This is a genomic window from Acuticoccus sp. I52.16.1 (genome assembly GCF_022865125.1).
Taxonomy (GTDB): domain Bacteria; phylum Pseudomonadota; class Alphaproteobacteria; order Rhizobiales; family Amorphaceae; genus Acuticoccus.
The window spans coordinates 3,964,410-3,982,264 of sequence record NZ_CP094828.1 but is presented as its reverse complement, the minus strand read 5'-3'; the positions used below and the strand labels follow the sequence as shown (position 1 = coordinate 3,982,264).

The following is a 17,855-nucleotide window of genomic DNA, read 5'->3' as shown; positions in this document are numbered from 1 at the left end:
CGAAAACGGTGCGATGACATGCTGCTGTGGAGCCGCAACGTTCACCCGAGTTCGGTCGTTGACGAACGTATGAGCGATTCCGAGCCTCCCCGGCGCTCCGGCCCGAGCGTGCCGTCCCACGGCGCGCCCAGGCGCAAGGCGGCGCGCCCGCGCACCGCCAAGGGGCCCGCCTCACGCCCGCATCTGCCGGAGGCGCCCCGCGTCACCGGCGCGGCGCCGCCCGCCCGCAAGACCGCTCCGGTCCGCCCCAAAGCGGCCAAGCCCACACCACCGCCCGAGACCGACGCCGCGGTCGACGCGGCCGCGGCCGCGGCCGCCGAGGCAGCCGGCCCCGGCGCGCGCAAGCAAGCGCGCATCGAGGCGGCGGGACGCTGGGACCAGCCGGGGATGGTCAACGCGAAGCTGATCTACGCGGCCTATCTGGTCAGCCCCGCGCTGCCGATCACCGCGCTGGCGGCCTTCGCCTTCGCCCACTACGCGCGGCGACGCCGGCCGCCGGCCTGGCTCGCCTCGCACTACACCTACCAGATCCGCACCTTCTGGGGCGCGGCGGCGGGCTATGTGCTCTCCATCGCACTCGCCTTCGCGGGCGGCGGGGTGATCATCTACCCCCTCGTCGCGGTATGGCTGGTGGCGCGGTCCGTCCACGGCATCGTCCGCGCGGCCCATGCGCAACGGATCGACGACCCGGACGCCTTTTTGGTCTAATTCCGAAGTGACGACATCGCCGCGCATTCCGCCGGCCCACAAAATAAAATATCGTCCCTTCATGCAGACGAACTTCTCCCCCGCACAGCTCGAAGACCCCGCCATCCGCACGGCCGACGGCATCTTGCGTGCCTGCGTCCACTGCGGCTTCTGCACGGCGACGTGCCCCACCTTCGTGCTCCTGGGCGACGAGCGGGACAGCCCGCGCGGCCGCATCTACCTCATCAAGGAGATGCTGGAGGCGGACCGTCCGGCCACCGCGGCCGACACGCTGCACCTCGACCGCTGCCTCTCCTGCCTCGCCTGCATGACGACGTGCCCGTCCGGCGTGAACTACATGCACCTCGTCGACCATGCGCGCGCCCACGTCGAGAAGACCTACCGCCGGCCGCTGGCCGACCGGCTGCTGCGCGCCACGCTGGCGGCGATCCTTCCCTACCCGCGCCGCTTCCGCGCGGCGTTGAGGCTGGCCGCCCTGGCGCGCCCCTTCGCCGGGCTGATCGCGCCACGGGCACCGCGCCCGGCCGTCCGCGCCACGGCCGAGAACCACGCCGACGCCGAGAACCGGGTGATGAAGCCCGCGATGCCGGCGGCCGTGAACAGCGCCCGCACCACTGCGCCCAAGGCGGACGTGCGCTCCCGACTGGGGGCGATGCTGGCGCTGGCGCCGCGCGCCCTTCCCGCCGCCCAGGACGCCCCGCGCCCGGCCGTCTACCCGGCCACCGGCACGCGCAAGCGGCGCATGGCGCTGCTCACCGGCTGCGCGCAGAGCGTGCTGGCACCGTCGATCAACGCGGCGACGGTGCGCCTCCTCAATCGCGCCGGCGTCGAGATCGTGCAGCCGGCGGGCGAGGGCTGCTGCGGCGCGCTGGTCCACCACATGGGCCGCGAGGATGACGCGCTCGCCGCCGCCAAGGCGAACATCACCGCCTGGCTGGCGGAGGCCGAGCGCGGTCTCGACGCCATCGTCATCACCGCGTCCGGCTGCGGCACGACCATCAAGGACTACGGCTTCATGCTGCGCGAGGATCCCGAGTGGGCCGACCGCGCCGCGACCGTCTCCGCCCTCGCCAAGGACGTGACGGAGGTGCTGGGCGACCTCGACCTCGGCGCCCCTTCGCGGGCGAGCGACACGGTCGTCGCCTACCACTCCGCCTGCTCGATGCAGCACGGCCAGCGCATCCGCACCGAGCCCAAGAGGCTGCTGGCGGCCGCCGGCTTCACCGTGAAGGACGTGCCGGAGGGGCACCTGTGCTGCGGCTCGGCGGGCACCTACAACATCATGCAACCGGGGATCGCGGCGCGGCTGAAGGAGCGCAAGCTCGCCAACATCGGCCTGACCGGGGCGGACATCGTCGCCACCGGCAACATCGGCTGCATGACGCAGCTCGGCAGCGCCAAGGCGGTGGTGCATACGGTGGAGCTGCTGGACTGGGCCTACGGCGGCCCGGCCCCCGCGGCCGCCGCCCCCCACCTTCGCGAGCGGCAGGCCGTCGCCGCCGCCTGACGCGCATCGCCCGCGGGTTCAGACCGACGCGGCGACCCGGCCGACGCGGCGCACCACGTCGGCATAGCGGGCGGCGTCCATCTTCTTCATCACCCGGTCGATCAGCAGCTGTGCCTCGTAGGGGTGCTGGCCGGTGATCTTGGTGATGTCCTCCAGCCGGGTCCCGCAGTAGAGGAAGAAGGCCATGAACGCCTCGTCCTCGCTGAGGCCGTAGACCGCCCTCACCCGCGGCACCACGGTGCGCGCCCGCTCGTGGTCGGGCGCCAGGTAGATGACGGCCGCCGGCTCGTCCTGCGGCGCCAGGGACCAGATCGCCGGCCGTCGCGCCCCCTCCGGCAGGCGCGACGCGGTGAGGTGGATGTCGCCCAGATAGCCGAGGTCCTTGACCCGTACGGTGCGCGCGGCGCTGCGGCCGGCCAGCACGTCGCCGAGCACGGCCTGGACGGTACCGTCCGCCTCCGGCGTCGCACCGCACAGCTTGCCCTTGGCGTCGACGTTGAGGCCGGTGATCCACAGCAGCCGCTCCGCCGCCTCGTTCATGTGGATCACCCGGCCGACGTGCGAGACCAGGAGCGCCCCGGTCGCCGAGGTGTCGAGTGCGGCCGATACGCCCTTGGCCCAGGCCTTGCCGTTAAGATCGGCGAGCGTGGCGAGATGCGGCGCGAGACGGCCCAGCAGCGCCTCGAACCCGCGCCCCGCCGCCTCCTCCAGCGCGTCGGACATCTCGATGCTGGCGCTGAGCACGTAACGTCCGCTGCGCGCCACGTTGATCGCGAGGCCGCCGATGCCGAGGCCCAGCGGGCGCTTCCAGTCGTTGTAGATCTCGGACTTGGCGATGGCGCGGCGGTCGACATGGGCCAGGGCGAACTGCGGCGCGTTGAGCGGAATGCGCGTCAACGGCTCCTGATATGCATTCCGGCTGGCATAATAGTTCACGAAAGAGTCGATACTGTCCGCGTCGATGCCAGAAAAACCGGCCACGTCTTCGCACTTGGTCAGGACATCGATCCGGCGGAGTGCGACCACAATGCGGTCGTCGCACAGCGAAACAAGTTTATCGGTGAACGACTGAAGGTTCGATTCCTCGACAACGCTTGCCAGTAGGTAGCCGATCAGCTCGGATTGGTCGGCTTCATCGATGTTCATCGTCGCATGGCCCGGCTCCGCAGCGGGATCGAGGGGCGGAGATCCTGTCTCGGCGCCCTCCCTTAGCCAGCATAACCGTCGCCTTACAGATTTGAAAAGTGCATAAGTGCGAAATCAAAGATCGCCGATGTGGCGGCGCTGTGTCGGCCTAGACCGGGAAGGGGCCGCCTGCGAAGACCTCGTCGTGGTAACCCTTGCGGCCGATGCTGCGGGCGAGGTCGCTGCCGATGGGCGCGCCCGCCTCGACCTGGCGCAGGATCGCGGCGAAGTCCCAGCGCGGACGCCAGCCGAGTTCGGCCACGGCACGGCGACTGTCGTAGACGCGGTCGAACGTGTCCAGCATCTCCCAGCCGGCCGCGTCGTAGATCCGCCGATAGTCCGGGAACAGGCGGGCGACGACGGCGTGCGGATCGCGGCGCAAGGCCGGCGCGTCGGACGGTGCGAACGGGGCCGGGGCGCTGATGACGTACCGCGCGAAGCCGGCGCCCGCACCGAGCGCCGAAAGGTGCGCGGCGGCCGCGTCCTCGATGTCCACACGGCGGTAGAGGAACTCGTTGGCCTTGATGTTCGGCTCGCTCCAGCGCGATCGCACCGCAGCGTCGTCGTCGTCCTCGGGGAAGAAGCGCGAGGTGCGCAGGACCGTGACCGCCATCCCCTTCTCGCGCGCGAAGAGGGCGCACAGGTCCTCCGCCGCGGTCTTGGTGACGCCGTAGATGTTCTTCGGGACCGGGGCGACGCTCTCGTCGATCCAGGCCGCCGGCTCGTCCGCCGCGGGGTTCAGCGCCGCGCCGAACGCGCTCGTCGTGCTGGTGAAGACGAAGCGGGCGATCCGGTGCTGCGCCGCCGCCTCCAGCAGCGCCAGCGTTCCGGCAACGTTGGTCTCCACGAATGCGGCCTTGGAGTGGGTCTTCACGTGCGGCTTGTGCAGCGTGGCGGTGTGAAGGATCGCGTCGACACCGAGGGTCGCGGTGTAGGCGACCTCCCGGTCGGTGATCGAGCCGACGATGTCGGTATGCGGCCCCGGCTCGATGTCGAGGCCGATGGGGTCGTGACCCGCCGCCGGCAGCATCCGCATCAGCGCTTCGCCGAGGTGGCCGGCGCTGCCGGTGACGAGGATACGCATCGCGCGGTCAGGCGCCGACGGCGACGAGGTCGTCCTCGCGCGGCTCGGTGGCGGCCGGCTCCACCGCCGGCACGCGGCCCCAGATGTTGTGGTGGCCGACGGCGTTGATGTCCGTCTCGCCGCACAGGGCCATGGTGATGTCGAGCTCCTTGGCGAGGATCTCGAGCGCGCGGGTGACGCCCGCCTCGCCCGCCGCGCCCAGGCCGTGGATGAAGGCGCGGCCGATGGAGGTCGCGTCCGCGCCCAGCGCCATCGCCTTCAGGATGTCCTGGCCGGAGCGGATGCCGCCGTCCATGTGGATCTCCATCTGCCCGCCGACCGCGTCGACGATGGGCGGCAGCATGTCGATCGAGGCGGGCGCCCCGTCGAGCTGGCGGCCGCCGTGGTTGGAGACGGTGATCGCGTCCGCCCCGGTGCCCAAGGCGATCTTGGCGTCGTCCGGATCGCCGATGCCCTTCAGGATCAGCGGGCCGCCCCACCGCTCCTTGACCCACTCCACGCTCGACCAGTCGAGCGTCGGGTCGAACTGCGAGGCGGTCCAGTCCGACAGCGAGCCCATGTCGGTCACGCCCTTCACGTGGCCGACGATGTTGCCGAACTGGCGGTGCTTGCAGCCGAGCATCTTCAGGCACCACTCGGGGCGGGCCATGAGCTGGGCGATGACCTTCGGGGTCATCTTCGGCGGGGCGGAGAGGCCGTTCCTGAGGTCCTTGTGGCGCTGGCCGAGGATCTGCAGGTCGAGCGTCAGCACCAGCGCCGCGCAGCCGGCCGCCTTCGCCCGCTCGATGAGGTCGGCGGCGAACCCCCGGTCGCGCATCACGTAGAGCTGGAACCAGAAGGGCTTGGTGGTGGCCGCGGCGACGTCCTCGATCGAGCAGATCGACATGGTCGACAGGGTGAACGGCACGCCGAACTTCTCGGCGGCGCGGGCGGCGAGGATCTCCCCGTCGGGGTGCTGCATGCCGGTCATGCCGACGGGAGCGAGGTAGAGCGGCAGCGCGCGCGTCTCGCCGAGGACTTTGGCGGAGAGGTTGCGCTGGTCGATGTTGCGGGCGACCCGCTGGCGCAGCTTGATGGCGGAGAACGCGGTCTCGTTCTCGCGGTAGGTGCCCTCGGTGTACGACCCGGAATCGGCGTAATCGTAGAACATCTTGGGGGTGAATCGCCGGTGCTTGTCGCGCAGGTCGGCGATTGTCAGGTTGGGTGCCACGGGTAACCTCCTGGCCGTTCGGCCCTCTCAAGCGCCGATACTAACGCAGCTTTTCAGGAGCGGACACCACCTGGGCGCGGCCCTCCCCCTTCGTGCGCGGGACCTGCGGCGCGTACTCTCGCACGCCGGTGCTCTCGCGCGCCGGTCCTGCGGCGCGGGCGCACGATGCCCGCTGCGGGGACCGGTACGGCGCCGGGGTGGGAAGACGAGACGGGAGTGGGTGTGTGGTGGATGGTACCGACGGTCCGGTTCGAACGGACGACCTCTGGATCCACAATCCAGCGCTCTAACCAACTGAGCTACGTCGGCACAGGTCCGCGTCGGGGTGTCCCCCGCGCCGGTCGGGTGCATATGGCATAGAAAAAGCGCGCCGGGAACCCCGACGCGCTTCTTCATTTCAGCTTTCGCGACCTCGAAGGTGCGACGCCGTCGACGCGTGAGAATTACGCGTTGAACTTGTGCGTCGCGCGCTCCCAGGCTTCCTTCATCGGGCCCGAGGTCTCGGAGGCGAGCTTCTGCGCGGTCTCCTGCATCTCACGGGCCTGCGAGGCGAAAGCCTCGAACTGCTCACGCGCGAACTTGGTCTGCAGCTCGACGGCCTCCGACACGGTCTTGGCGCCGGCAACTTCCTTCGCGAAAGCGAAGACGCGATCGGTGTTGGCCTGGGCCTGATCGATCAGCTTCAGGTTCAGCTCGGTGAACGACTTCCGAGCGGTTTCGTAGGTATCTTCCATCATGTCAGTCGCCTCCTCTGCGGCGTTGCGGGCATTTTCATACATCTGGCGGGCCGTGGAGATGCCTTGCTCAGCCATCTCACGGACCATCTTGGGGGCATCGTACCCCGGAAGGGCAGACGCGAACTGGTCGGTCGCCTGATCGGCAGCCTTGAACGCCTCGTTCGCGATGGTATCCGGGGTCGGAATGTTTTCGTTGATCGACATTTTGACCTCCTGCACGGGATCGCGGTGAAGCGCCGCGGCCGTCTGGCCGCAGCCTTTTCGCCGCTGCCAACCCCTATGTAGCGCACCGATTGTGCAGTGCAACATTTTTTTTGCGACCGCTCAGAACGCAGGCGTTCGCTGCGTGAAAATGTGACACCTTTACCTGGGGATAACCGAATTCACCGCTTCCGCCCCCGGTATGCGTTGCAGCCGGATTAACTCGATGGCAGCAAGCTCCCTCGCACGATGAACGATCAATCCGAGGATAAGGGAGACGGCATGGAGGCGGACGCACCGATTGATGTCGGCCGAATGTCACGACCCGAAGCCGACGCGTTCCGGTACATCGCCAAGGCGCTCGGCGCGGAGTTCGCCGGCGACATGCCGGACGAGTTCGACCCCAGCCCCCTCGCCCGCCTGTCCACCGACGTGCTGCTCAACCGTTGGGACAAGCCGAAAGGCTCGATGCTCGACGTCGCGCCGGTCGACGCGAAGGCGCGCGACCTCTTGGAGCGGATGCCGGTCGCCGCGCTGGTGATCGTCAACGACGACGTCGCCTTCATCAATCGCGCCGCGGTGGTCCTGTTCGGCTACACCTCCGCCAACATCCTGGAGGCGGCGGGCGGAATGGGCGCGCTCTTCGCCGGCGGCGGGCCGGGGCGGCCGGGGGGGATGCCGCTGCGCACCGCCGGCGGGCGGACCTTCGGCGCACGCGTCACCATGGCGACGATCGAGTGGAGCGGCGAACGGGCGATGCTGCTGACCGCGATGCCCGACGAGATGCACGTCGCCGAGGTCCCCGCGACGACATGCGCGCCCGGGCGCGACCTCCTGATGGAGGTGCTCGACGCCAACCCCGCCCCCATCGCGCTCGTGACCCGCGGCGGCCATATCGAGCTGTGCAACCGCGCCTTCGACGCGCTGGCGCCGTTGCAGGCCAAGGCGCGGCTGGAGGACCGGCTCACCGCGGCCGACCTCGAGCACGTGTTCGACGTGATGAGCCTGTCCTTCCTGCTGGCGGACGGGCAGGCGCGCACCACGAAGGCGGTGGCGATCGGGTCCGCGCGCTACACCGTCAGCGTCGGCGCGCTGCGCGACGGGCAGCTCTCCGTCCTGGTCTTCCACAAGCAGCTCACCGCCGACGACGTGCTGCCGATGTTCCCGCCCGTGCCCGGCGAAGGCCGCGCGGAGACGATGCCCGAGGCCGCCACCCCCTTCACCGCGCCGGACCCCGCCTGGGTGCCCGACCTCGCCCTGCGCGATTTCGACGCGGACGCGCGCGCCAACGACGATGGCGCCCCCGAGCCGCAGGCCGCCGCCGAGGACGACGCCATCGCCGGCACGCCGCTGTTCCGCGCCGTGTGCGACGTGCGCCGCCTGGTGCGGGACGCCGCCTTCCTCGTCGTAACGGAAGAGGACGAAGCCGTCGCGACGCCTGCCGCGCCGGCGGCGGTCGCCGAGGTGAATCTTCTTCGGATGGTTCTGCTGACGCTGGCGATGCGCGGCGACGCGCACGCGGTGCTGACCCTGCGGCGCGACGGTGAGCGCATCCTCATCGACGTCCCGGCCGCGCCGACGCGGGCGCTGGAACGGGTGGCCGAGTCGGACCGTGTGGCCGAGGCGGCGATCGCCGCGGAGCGTGAGGTGACGGTGCGGATGGACGGCCGCGTCACGATCGCACCGCTGGAACTGCCCGAGGACATGGCGGCCCCGCCGGCGGCGGCGATCATCGACTTCGCCCGCTGACGCTCGACGCGTCGACCCTCCTCGCGCGTCGGCTAGACGGCGACGGGGTCGGCCACTTCCTGCCCCGGCATCGGTACGCGGGGCTCGGATTTCGACTGGCGGATCGTCAGAGACGTGCGCACGCTCTCCACGTTTTCGGCGGAGGTCAGCGTCTCGATGATGAAGTTCTGGAACGAACGCAGCGTCTCGGTGATGCAGAAGAGGACGAAATCGACCTCCCCCGACACCATCCAGGCGTCGCGCACGATCGGCCAGGCACGCAGCTGCTCCTCGAACTTCAGGAGTTCGGCTTCGGTCTGGTTCTTCAGGCCGACGAAGGCGAAGGCGGTCAGGTCGTACCCGAGCTCCTTCTCATCGATCAGGGTGCGATACCCGGTGATGATCCCGTTTTGCTCGAGAGCACGGACGCGGCGTAGACAGGGCGGCGCGGAGATACCGGCGCGGCGCGCCAGCTCCACGTTGGTCATGCGCCCGTTGCTCTGCAACGCGGCTAGGATCTTCCAATCTACGGTGTCGAGGCGAACTTTCATGGCGGACGCGCGTGTTCTCGCTCTAATTCAAGCGTCAAAGGGGTGAGGACTTGGATCCTTCAGGTCGTAGCTCAACCCGCCCTTCGCAAGAATATTGTACACAACGTGATCACCCTGAACCTCCCTGCTGCCTCATCGTTTCGGCACAGGGCAAGATCGGGCATCACCGACAGGCAGTCGCCATCGCACGGCGTTTGTCACTTCCATATAGTGCGCTCGTTGCCGAAGAGTTCCCTCTGCCGCCTCGGTTGGCGCCAGAAATCGTTCTCGTCATTGCGGCCGGGCGACAGAGTCTGAGCCCCGCGCGGGCGATCTCGCACCTTTGCGCGCCGCGCCCGTTCGTCCTCGCGCTGCAACCCGTCCTGTGGCGCCCGCGCGACTTCGACATGATCTGGGCGCCGCGTCACGACCGGCGCCGGGTCGACGCCCTGCTCCCGCCCCGGTTCGAGACGCTGACCGCCCCCTCGGCCGTCACCGCCGAGGATCTGGCGCGAGGGTCGGCGGCGCTGCGCCCCTTGCTGCCGGCGCGTCCGGGCGGCGTCGTCGGCGTGCTCGTCGGCGGGACGGCGGCGCGCCAGCGCTTCGAGCCGGCGGACGCCGCCGCGTTCGGCCGCGCGCTCGCCGCCTTCGCCGCGCGGCACGACTGCGTCCTCGCCGTCGGCACCTCGCGCCGGACCGGCCCCGCCGCGACCGCCGCTCTCACCGACGCGCTGGCCGCCACCCCTCATCATTTGGTCGCGAGTGACGCGCCGGAAAGCGCCGTGTCCTACGCTGGAATCCTCGCCCTGGCGGACGCGTTCATCGTCACCGCCGACTCCGTCGCGATGCTGAGCGACGCGGCGACGACCGGCAAACCGATCCTCGGATGGCGAATCGGTCGTGGAAAAGCCCGATTCGAATCCTTTTATTCCAGTTTGATCGAGTACGGTGCGATGCGCTGGTTTGATGGGGATTTTCCCCGTTGGTCCTATATTCCATTGGACGCCGCCGGTGCCATCGCCGACGCGTTGCGCCCCCGGTTGGGGTTGTCCAATGTTGCAGCGCAGCACAAATAGCAGCACAAATAGAGGTGCAGCGAGCAGCGATCCCTCGCGAAAGGCATACGTTCGATGAGCGATACCGAGCAGAACATCGTCAGGACCAAGCTTCTGATCATCGGCTCCGGCCCGGCCGGCTATACCGCCGCCATCTATGCCGCGCGTGCCATGCTCGAACCCGTGCTCGTGGCCGGCATCCAGCCGGGCGGGCAGATGACCATCACCACCGACGTGGAAAATTATCCGGGCTTCGCCGACGTCATCCAGGGCCCCTGGCTGATGGAGCAGATGCGCGAGCAGGCCGAGCACGTCGGCACCAGGATGATGTACGATCACCTGACGGCCGCCGACCTCTCCCAGCGCCCGTTCCGCTTCGAGGCCGACAGCGGCAAGATCTACGTCGCCGATGCGGTGATCCTCGCCACCGGCGCGCAGGCCAAGTGGCTGGGCCTTCCCACCGAGGAGCAGTTCAAGGGCTACGGCGTCTCCGCCTGCGCCACGTGCGACGGTTTCTTCTACCGGGGCAAGAACGTCCTCGTGGTGGGCGGCGGCAACACGGCCGTGGAAGAGGCGCTCTACCTCACCCACCATGCCGACAAGGTGACCCTCGTTCATCGCAGAGACACGTTGCGCGCGGAAAAGATCCTGCAGGATCGGCTGTTCGCGCATCCGAAGATCGAGGTGGTGTGGAACGCCGAGATCGCCGAGGTGACCGGCGACCACGATCCGCTCGGCGTCACCGGCGCGCGGCTTCGCGACACGGTGACCGGCGAGGAGAAAGAGGTGAAGACGGACGGCGTCTTCGTCGCCATCGGGCACGCCCCGGCGACGGAGCTGATCGCCGACCAGCTCCGGCTCCGCCCGTCCGGGTATGTTTGGACGGCGCCGGACTCCGCGGCGACCTCGGTCGAAGGCGTGTTCGCCGCCGGGGACGTGACGGACGAGACCTTCCGCCAGGCGGTCACCGCCGCGGGGATGGGATGCATGGCCGCGCTGGAAGCGGAGCGGTGGCTCGCCGCCAATCCGGCGCGGGCGAACGAAACACTCGCGGCCTGAGGCCGCACGCCCCCGAGAGCGGGCCTTGAAGGCAAGACGAGATGGACTGGGATAAGCTGAGGGTTTTCCACTCTGCCGCGCGCAAAGGTAGTTTCACGCACGCCGGCGAGGAACTCGGCATCAGCCAGTCGGCCGTCAGCCGTCAGGTACATGCGCTCGAGCAACAGGTCGGCGTGGCGCTGTTTCATCGCCACGCCCGCGGCCTCCTGCTGACGGAACAGGGCGAGAAGCTCTTCCGTACCACGTCGGGCATCGCTCGCGAGTTGCAGGCGGTCGAGGGTGCGCTGGTCGATTCGCGCGACCGGCCGCGCGGCGTGCTGCGCGTCACCACCACGATGGGCCTCGGCACCACGTGGCTGTCGTCGCGCATCGGCGACTTCGTGGAGACCTACCCCGAAGTCCAGCTCCTGATGATCTTCGACGACAACGAGCTCGACATCGGCATGCGCGAGGCGGACATCGCCATCCGCTGGCGCCAGCCGACGCAGCCCGACCTGGTGCAGCGCCGCCTCTTCACCGTGCATTTCCACGTCTACGCTTCGCACGAGTACATCGCCAAGTTCGGCTCTCCGGGCACGCTCGAGGAACTCGACGGGCACCGCCTCGTCACCTTCGGCCCCAACCCGCCCGCCTATCTGCGCGATCTCAACTGGCTGGAGATCGCCGGGCGCTCGGCGGACGACCCGCGCCAATCGGCGGTGCGCATCTCCAACATGCCGGCCATGAAGCACGCGATCGCCGGTGGCGCCGGCATCGGCGTCCTGCCCGACTTCATCGTCGAGACCGACGCCGACAGCCTGGTGCGGCTCGATCTCGGCGCCGAGGCGCCGACCTACGACCTCTACTTCGTCTACGCCGAGGAGCTGCGCTCGTCGGCCCGCGTGCAGGCGTTCCGCGATTTCATCGTCGAGAAGGCCGAGAGGTGGCGGTACTGACGTGAGCGACGGGCGGCCCGCCCTCGCGGCCGACGGCGACGCGCCCACCGCGTCCCCGCGGCGGCGCATCCTGTGGCTCGACGCGGCGCGCGGCGTCGCGATCGTCGCCATGGTGATCTACCACGGCTCGTTCGACCTCATGTTCTTCGGCCATGTCGACTGGCCGGTGACCACCAGCCCGCTGTGGCGCGGCTTCGCGGCCGGCATCGCGTCCACCTTCCTCTTCCTCGTCGGCGTCAGCCTCGTCGCGGCGCATGCGCGCGGCATCCGCTGGCGTCCCTTCCTCACGCGGCTCGCCTGGGTGGCGGGCGGCGCGGCAGTCGTCACCCTCGGGACGGCCTATGCGATGCCGGTGCCGATCTACTTCGGCATCCTGCACGCCATCGCCCTCTTCAGCCTCCTGGCGCTCCCCTTCGTGCGGGCGCCGGTCGCCCTCACCGCGGCGGTGGCGCTCGCCGTCTTCGCCCTCCCGCACGTGTGGCGCGACGCCGTCTTCGAGGCGCCGTGGGCCTACCCGCTCGGCCTCGCCCCGCAGATGCCGATCACCTTCGACTACGAGCCCGTCTTCCCCTGGTTCGCGGTGACGCTGCTGGGCGTCATCGTCGGCCGCGTGGTCCGGCTGGTGCCCGGCCGGGGGCGCGCCGGGCCGGTCTGGGAGGCGATCGCGGTGCTGGGGCGGTGGAGTTTCCCCATATACCTGCTGCACCAGCCGGTGCTGTTCGGCATTTTCATGGGCCTTGCGATGTTGAGCAACGGCTGAGGCTCTGTTCATCCGAGGTTGGCCCGGCCTAGCCTAGGATGGTGTGAGATCGCAGCCTCGGAGATGCCTCGACCCATGGTGCCGCACCGCGTACCGCCTCGCGTCGCACTGGCCTTGCTCATGGCGACCCTGGCGACCCTGGCGGCCCCGTCGTCGACCGCGGCGCCCGCCCCGCCACGGCTCGCGCCGCCGCCGGCGGGATGGGAACACGTGCAGGGTTACTGCGGGCGGCAGAACTTCGTCTGCCAGCGCCGGTTCGGCCAGGGGGACCGCTACCGCTCGTGCATGGCGCGGCGCGGCTGCGCGGTGGGCGGGGGCGGCGGCGGCAGCCAGGGCGGCAACCGCTGCGAGTCGCGCGCTCGCTTCTGCGGCCGCCGGTTCCAGAATGGCTCCCCCCAATTCAACCGCTGCCTGCGCCGCGGCGGCTGCTGAACCCGGCAACGGTCGAGACCGCGGCGGCCTCCATTGGAGGACCGCGCCGGGTGTGCCATATGGTGCTGATGGCGCAACGGACCGGACCCATGGAACGCACGCCCAAGTCACGCGACAGCGGCAAGATCGAGAGCTGGGCGAGCGACGTCGAGAACGACGCCTTCCTCGTCGGCGACGACGCGCCGGCCGACGCCCCGACCGACGCGCCCAAGGCCGCCCCGGCGGCGGCGCCGAAGAAGGCGCCCCGCAAGACTAAGGACAAAGCCGCCGCCGCCAAGGCCGAGGAGAAGCCCAAGCGCGGCAAGGGGAACGCGGCCTCGGGCCGTACCTCGCGCGGGACGTCCATGGGCGGCAAGGCCACGGCACGCGAACGGGCCGCCTCCGGTCTCAACCCCGTCGCCGGGCTCGACGTCGGCCTGGAGGAGGCGGAGGCGCTGCCCGAGAGCGGCGCCACGGCCACCGTCGCCGCGCTCGAAAGCCTCATCCAGCAGGGCCGGCCGGAGTTCCGCGCCGGCGAATGGACCCCCCACCGCCCGCCCCGGCCGGACAAATCGGAGGGCGGCGTCCCGCTGGCGCTCGTCTCGGAATACGAGCCGAAGGGCGATCAGCCGCAGGCAATCTCCGAGCTGGTCGCGGGATTGCAGCAGGACGAGAAGACGCAGGTCCTCCTCGGCGTCACCGGTTCCGGGAAGACCTACACAATGGCCAAGGTGATCGAGGCGCAGCAGCGCCCGGCGCTGATCCTGGCGCCCAACAAGACGCTGGCGGCCCAGCTCTACGGCGAGTTCAAGAGCTTCTTCCCGAACAACGCGGTCGAATACTTCGTCTCCTATTACGACTACTACCAGCCCGAGGCGTACGTCCCGCGGACCGACACCTATATCGAGAAGGAATCCTCGATCAACGAGCAGATCGACCGGATGCGCCACGCCGCGACCCGCGCCCTCCTGGAGCGGGACGACGTCATCATCGTGGCGTCGGTGTCGTGCATCTACGGTATCGGCTCGGTCGAGACCTATACGGCGATGACCTTCTCCATCCAGGTCGGCGAGCGGCTCGACCAGCGCCAGCTCCTGGCCGACCTGGTGGCGCTGCAATACAAGCGGTCCGACGCGAACTTCATCCGCGGCACCTTCCGCGTGCGCGGCGACACGGTCGAGATCTTCCCGGCGCACTACGAGGACCGCGCCTGGCGCGTCTCCCTCTTCGGCGACGAGGTGGAATCGATCACCGAGTTCGATCCGCTGACGGGCAAGAAGTCCGAAGAGATGGAGTTGGTGAAGGTCTACGCCAACTCGCACTACGTCACCCCGCGGCCGACGTTGCAGCAGGCGATGAAGTCCATCAAGGAGGAGCTGAGGCACCGCCTGGTGGAGCTGAACAACGCCGGCCGCCTCTTGGAGGCGCAGCGCCTGGAACAGCGCACCCGGTTCGACCTCGAGATGCTGGAAGCGACCGGCGTGTGCAACGGCATCGAGAATTATTCGCGCTACCTCACCGGCCGCAAGCCGGGCGAGCCGCCCCCCACCCTGTTCGAATATCTGCCCGACAACGCGCTCGTCTTCCTCGACGAGAGCCACGTGACGGTGCCGCAGATCGGCGCCATGTACAAAGGCGACTTCCGCCGCAAGGCGACGCTCGCCGAGTACGGCTTCCGCCTGCCGTCGTGCATGGACAACCGCCCGCTGCGCTTCGAGGAGTGGGACATGATGCGCCCGCAGTCGGTCGCGGTGTCGGCCACGCCCGGCGGCTGGGAGATGGAGGAGGCCGGCGGCGTCTTCGTCGAGCAGGTCATCCGCCCGACGGGGCTGATCGACCCGCCGGTCGAGATCCGCCCGGCCAGGCACCAGGTCGACGACGTGTTGGGCGAGATCCGCGAGGTGGCGGACAAGGGCTACCGCACGCTCGTCACCACGCTGACCAAGCGCATGTCCGAGGACCTGACCGAGTACCTGCACGACAACGGCGTGCGGGTCCGCTACATGCACTCCGACATCGACACCATCGAGCGCATCGAGATTATTCGCGACCTCCGGCTTGGCACTTTCGACGTCTTGGTCGGCATCAACCTGCTGCGCGAGGGGCTGGATATTCCCGAGTGCGGTCTCGTGGCGATCCTCGACGCCGACAAGGAAGGGTTCCTGCGCTCGGAAACCTCGCTGATCCAGACGATCGGCCGTGCGGCGCGCAACGTCGACGGCAAGGTGATCCTCTACGCCGACCATATGACCGGCTCGATGGAACGCGCGATCAACGAGACCAACCGTCGCCGCGAGAAGCAGCTCGCCTACAACGAAGAGCACGGGATCACGCCCGAATCGGTCAAGCGCTCGATCGGCGACATCCTGGACAGCCTCTACGAGCGCGACCACGTGCGCGTCGACAAGGGGATGGCCGACGCCGCGCCCGGCATCGGCCACAACATGCAAGTCACGGTGGAGGACCTGGAGCGGCGCATGCGCGAGGCGGCGGCCAACCTAGAGTTCGAGGAGGCGGCCCGCCTGCGCGACGAGATCCAGCGCATGCAGAAGACCGAGCTGATGCTCTCGGAGGACCCGATGGCGCGCCAGCGCGACGTCGAGCTGTCGGCAGGCCGATACTCCGGCGAGCGCGACTACAACGCCTCGGCGACGCTGAAGACCCGCGCCAAGAAGCCGGGCCTCGACGACATGGGCCCCGGCACCGACCGCGGCCGCCTCCGCCGCGCCCCGCCGACGGACGGCGTCGAGGACGAGCGCGACCTGCCCCCGACGCGCGCGCGCAAGAACAACCTCGACGAGATGACGGTGAAGCGGACGGAGAAGTACAAGGCCAAGACGCCGCCGCAGAAGCCGGAGGACGACCCCGGTATCGTCGTGCGGCACAAGATCGGCATCGGCAGCCACGAGGACCCGGCCGACGAGAAGAAGCGCGCCCGGCGCAAACGCAAGACCGGCCGCCCCGGCAACTGACGCCCGGCACCCGAGCATGGCCGGCGCGCCCCGAGCGCGCTGGACTGGCCGGCAGCGGCGCCCTAAGTAACGGAAACTTCGGGACGGAGGCGCCGATGACCACGGACACCACCGCGACCCCAGAGCTGAAGACCGCGACCAAGCCCAAAGCCGAGCGACCGAAGCTGCACAAGGTGCTGCTTCTGAACGACGACTATACGCCGCGCGAGTTCGTCGTGCGGGTGCTGAAGGCAGTGTTCCGGATCGGCGGGGAAACGGCCCACACCATCATGATGACCGCCCACCAGAAAGGCGCGTGCGTCGTCAGCGTCTACCCGGCGCAGGTCGCCGAGACCAAGGCGAACGAGGCCAACGCCATGGCCCAGGATGCCGGCCACCCGCTCCAGTTCACGACCGAGCCTGAGGAGTAGGCCGAGCCTGCCGCCCCGCTCCGCGCGATCACATCCCAGTGCACGGGCGTGACAGCCACGCCGAAAATCTGAATTATATCAGAATTCTGACCATTCTCTGCGGCGGGGTTCGCACGCCGTGTCCCGCCGGAGCGGCAAACCGGCCCCGGGTGTGATCTCGCACACAGGGTGCGGGGGCCTGACGGGTCCATCTCCTGGTTGTGCCGGTGCTCACACCGGTCTGACACGTCCAAGGAGAGCGACATGACGATCAAAGCGACAGTTCTTTCGGCCCTCGTGGGTCTGGCCGCCGTCTCCGGCGCCAACGCCACCGGGCTCGCCCCGCTCGCGGCGCTGGACACGGCGAGCGGGATCATCGAGGTCCGCGGCAACGGCGGTGGCGGCGGCCAGGGTGGCGGCCAGGGCGGACAGGGCGGCAGCCACGGCTTCGGCGAGCGCGTCATGCCGCGCCAGACCTACGTGCGCGGCGGCTCCGACCTGCAGCGCCGCACCTACCGCCACCCCAACGAGTGCTACAAGAAGCGCATCCGCGTGTGGAGCAGCCGCATCGACGGCTGGCTCTACAGCACCAAGGAGGTCTGCTACGACGCGCGCGTGCGCAGCTACTGAACGCGCGCCGTCAGCGCCCGGCCGCGTCCTCCCGTGCCACCGCCTTCACCACGGCGCGCACGAAACGCTCGCGCGGCTCGGGCAGCGGCTTCCCCGCGAGCCCGGCGACGTGGGTCGCCAGGAAGTGCCCCGTCATGCGGAAGCCGTCGGCGAGGGAGGCCGCGTCGCACACCGCGTCGCGGCTGAGGAAGGCCGGCAGCGGCAACAACCTGTCGGCATAGGGCGCACCGGGGCCGCGGCCGACGGCACGCCCGCTGCGCGGAGAGACGTAGACGAGATCCGCGGTGTCTCCGGTGGCGGCGCAGCGACCGAGGTCGAGCCCGTAGCCGAACTCGTCCAGCACGATCAGCTCGAAGCGCACCCCCGCCTCCCCCGCCGCCCGCGGCAGCGCGAACGCGCCGATCAGCGCGTTGGCCGCCGCATAGAGCCGCGGGTGCGGATCGCGTTCGGGAAGGAAGGCGAGCAGCGAGGCCATCGCCGCGATGCCGTAGGCACCCCAGGCGGTGTCCATCACCAGCCCGGCCCGTGCCTCGATCAGCTCCAGCGAGAGGGTGCCGAGCTGGTCTTCCAGCCGCCCGCGCCAGGTCGCCGCGACGCGATTGCCGGGCTGCACCAGGGCGCGCATCGTCTTGGATCGGGCGCCACGCACGAGGCCGGCGGCGCGCCCCTCGCCCGGCGTCAGCACTTCGACGATCTTGGAATTCTCGCCCAGCGGCCGCGTCGAGAGGATCAGCGCCTCGTCACGCCACTCCAT

General features: G+C 69.5%; 17 protein-coding genes and 1 tRNA gene. 11 read left to right on the top strand and 7 right to left on the bottom strand.

Translation table 11 applies throughout. The features are described 5' to 3' along the window. Positions 1-69 precede the first annotated feature (69 nt). Together MRB58_RS17925 and MRB58_RS17920 are read left to right on the top strand one after the other, a co-directional pair. Positions 70-708 carry a hypothetical protein gene (locus tag MRB58_RS17925; protein ID WP_244778459.1) on the top strand — a complete coding sequence of 213 codons (639 nt, stop codon included), beginning with the start codon at positions 70-72 and terminating at the stop codon, positions 706-708. Between the two features lie 61 nt (positions 709-769). After that, on the top strand, positions 770-2,215 hold the full coding sequence (locus tag MRB58_RS17920) for a heterodisulfide reductase-related iron-sulfur binding cluster (RefSeq protein ID WP_244778458.1): 1,446 nt from the start codon (positions 770-772) through the stop codon (positions 2,213-2,215). A gap of 18 nt (positions 2,216-2,233) precedes the next feature. Here the strand turns inward: MRB58_RS17920 and MRB58_RS17915 are convergent, their stop codons facing one another. The 5 genes from MRB58_RS17915 to MRB58_RS17895 all read right to left on the bottom strand — a co-directional run bounded on the left by MRB58_RS17915 (position 2,234) and on the right by MRB58_RS17895 (position 6,635). Continuing rightward, positions 2,234-3,361 carry a hypothetical protein gene (locus MRB58_RS17915; RefSeq protein ID WP_244778457.1) on the bottom strand — a complete coding sequence of 376 codons (1,128 nt, stop codon included), beginning with the start codon at positions 3,359-3,361 and terminating at the stop codon, positions 2,234-2,236. Between the two features lie 148 nt (positions 3,362-3,509). Then, entirely contained in the window at positions 3,510-4,484 is a 975-nt protein-coding gene (locus MRB58_RS17910) for an NAD(P)-dependent oxidoreductase (RefSeq protein ID WP_244778456.1), read from the bottom strand. A 7-nt stretch (positions 4,485-4,491) separates the two neighbouring features. Then, the gene (locus MRB58_RS17905; protein WP_256461683.1) at positions 4,492-5,694 is read right to left on the bottom strand and encodes an alpha-hydroxy acid oxidase; all 1,203 of its coding nucleotides are present in this window, start codon (positions 5,692-5,694) and stop codon (positions 4,492-4,494) included. A 232-nt stretch (positions 5,695-5,926) separates the two neighbouring features. Then, a tRNA-His gene (locus tag MRB58_RS17900) sits at positions 5,927-6,003 on the bottom strand. Positions 6,004-6,137: 134 nt separating this feature from the next. After that, the gene (locus MRB58_RS17895) at positions 6,138-6,635 is read right to left on the bottom strand and encodes a phasin (protein ID WP_244778455.1); all 498 of its coding nucleotides are present in this window, start codon (positions 6,633-6,635) and stop codon (positions 6,138-6,140) included. A gap of 312 nt (positions 6,636-6,947) precedes the next feature. Between MRB58_RS17895 and MRB58_RS17890 the strand changes: the two genes are divergently transcribed. Next, on the top strand, positions 6,948-8,381 hold the full coding sequence (locus tag MRB58_RS17890; RefSeq protein WP_244778454.1) for a PAS domain-containing protein: 1,434 nt from the start codon (positions 6,948-6,950) through the stop codon (positions 8,379-8,381). A 32-nt stretch (positions 8,382-8,413) separates the two neighbouring features. Here the strand turns inward: MRB58_RS17890 and MRB58_RS17885 are convergent, their stop codons facing one another. Next, the gene (locus MRB58_RS17885; RefSeq protein ID WP_244778453.1) at positions 8,414-8,911 is read right to left on the bottom strand and encodes an Lrp/AsnC family transcriptional regulator; all 498 of its coding nucleotides are present in this window, start codon (positions 8,909-8,911) and stop codon (positions 8,414-8,416) included. A 50-nt stretch (positions 8,912-8,961) separates the two neighbouring features. On the opposite strand from MRB58_RS17885, the gene MRB58_RS17880 reads away from it, so the two are divergent. The 8 genes from MRB58_RS17880 (at position 8,962) to MRB58_RS17845 (ending at position 17,101) form a co-directional block, all read left to right on the top strand. Further along, positions 8,962-9,966, top strand: coding sequence for an ELM1/GtrOC1 family putative glycosyltransferase (locus MRB58_RS17880; RefSeq protein WP_244778452.1), 1,005 nt, complete (start codon positions 8,962-8,964; stop codon positions 9,964-9,966). Positions 9,967-10,020: 54 nt separating this feature from the next. After that, entirely contained in the window at positions 10,021-11,004 is a 984-nt protein-coding gene (gene trxB, locus MRB58_RS17875; protein ID WP_244778451.1) for a thioredoxin-disulfide reductase, read from the top strand. A gap of 41 nt (positions 11,005-11,045) precedes the next feature. Beyond that, a complete protein-coding gene (locus MRB58_RS17870) occupies positions 11,046-11,939 on the top strand; it encodes a LysR family transcriptional regulator (protein WP_244778450.1) in 894 nt (297 codons plus the stop codon). A 1-nt stretch (position 11,940) separates the two neighbouring features. Next, complete coding sequence (locus MRB58_RS17865; protein ID WP_244778449.1) at positions 11,941-12,699, top strand: DUF1624 domain-containing protein; 759 nt, start codon at positions 11,941-11,943, stop codon at positions 12,697-12,699. A 210-nt stretch (positions 12,700-12,909) separates the two neighbouring features. Further along, positions 12,910-13,131, top strand: a complete 222-nt coding sequence (locus MRB58_RS17860; protein WP_244778448.1) for a hypothetical protein — start codon at positions 12,910-12,912, stop codon at positions 13,129-13,131. A gap of 89 nt (positions 13,132-13,220) precedes the next feature. Beyond that, positions 13,221-16,082 carry an excinuclease ABC subunit UvrB gene (gene uvrB, locus MRB58_RS17855; protein ID WP_371747200.1) on the top strand — a complete coding sequence of 954 codons (2,862 nt, stop codon included), beginning with the start codon at positions 13,221-13,223 and terminating at the stop codon, positions 16,080-16,082. 95 nt (positions 16,083-16,177) lie between these two features. Continuing rightward, positions 16,178-16,492: an ATP-dependent Clp protease adaptor ClpS gene (locus MRB58_RS17850; RefSeq protein ID WP_244778447.1), complete on the top strand. Its 315-nt coding sequence runs from the start codon at positions 16,178-16,180 to the stop codon at positions 16,490-16,492. Positions 16,493-16,735: 243 nt separating this feature from the next. Next, positions 16,736-17,101: a hypothetical protein gene (locus MRB58_RS17845; RefSeq protein ID WP_244778446.1), complete on the top strand. Its 366-nt coding sequence runs from the start codon at positions 16,736-16,738 to the stop codon at positions 17,099-17,101. A 10-nt stretch (positions 17,102-17,111) separates the two neighbouring features. Here the strand turns inward: MRB58_RS17845 and recO are convergent, their stop codons facing one another. Then, the gene (recO, locus tag MRB58_RS17840) at positions 17,112-17,855 is read right to left on the bottom strand and encodes a DNA repair protein RecO (RefSeq protein ID WP_244778445.1); all 744 of its coding nucleotides are present in this window, start codon (positions 17,853-17,855) and stop codon (positions 17,112-17,114) included.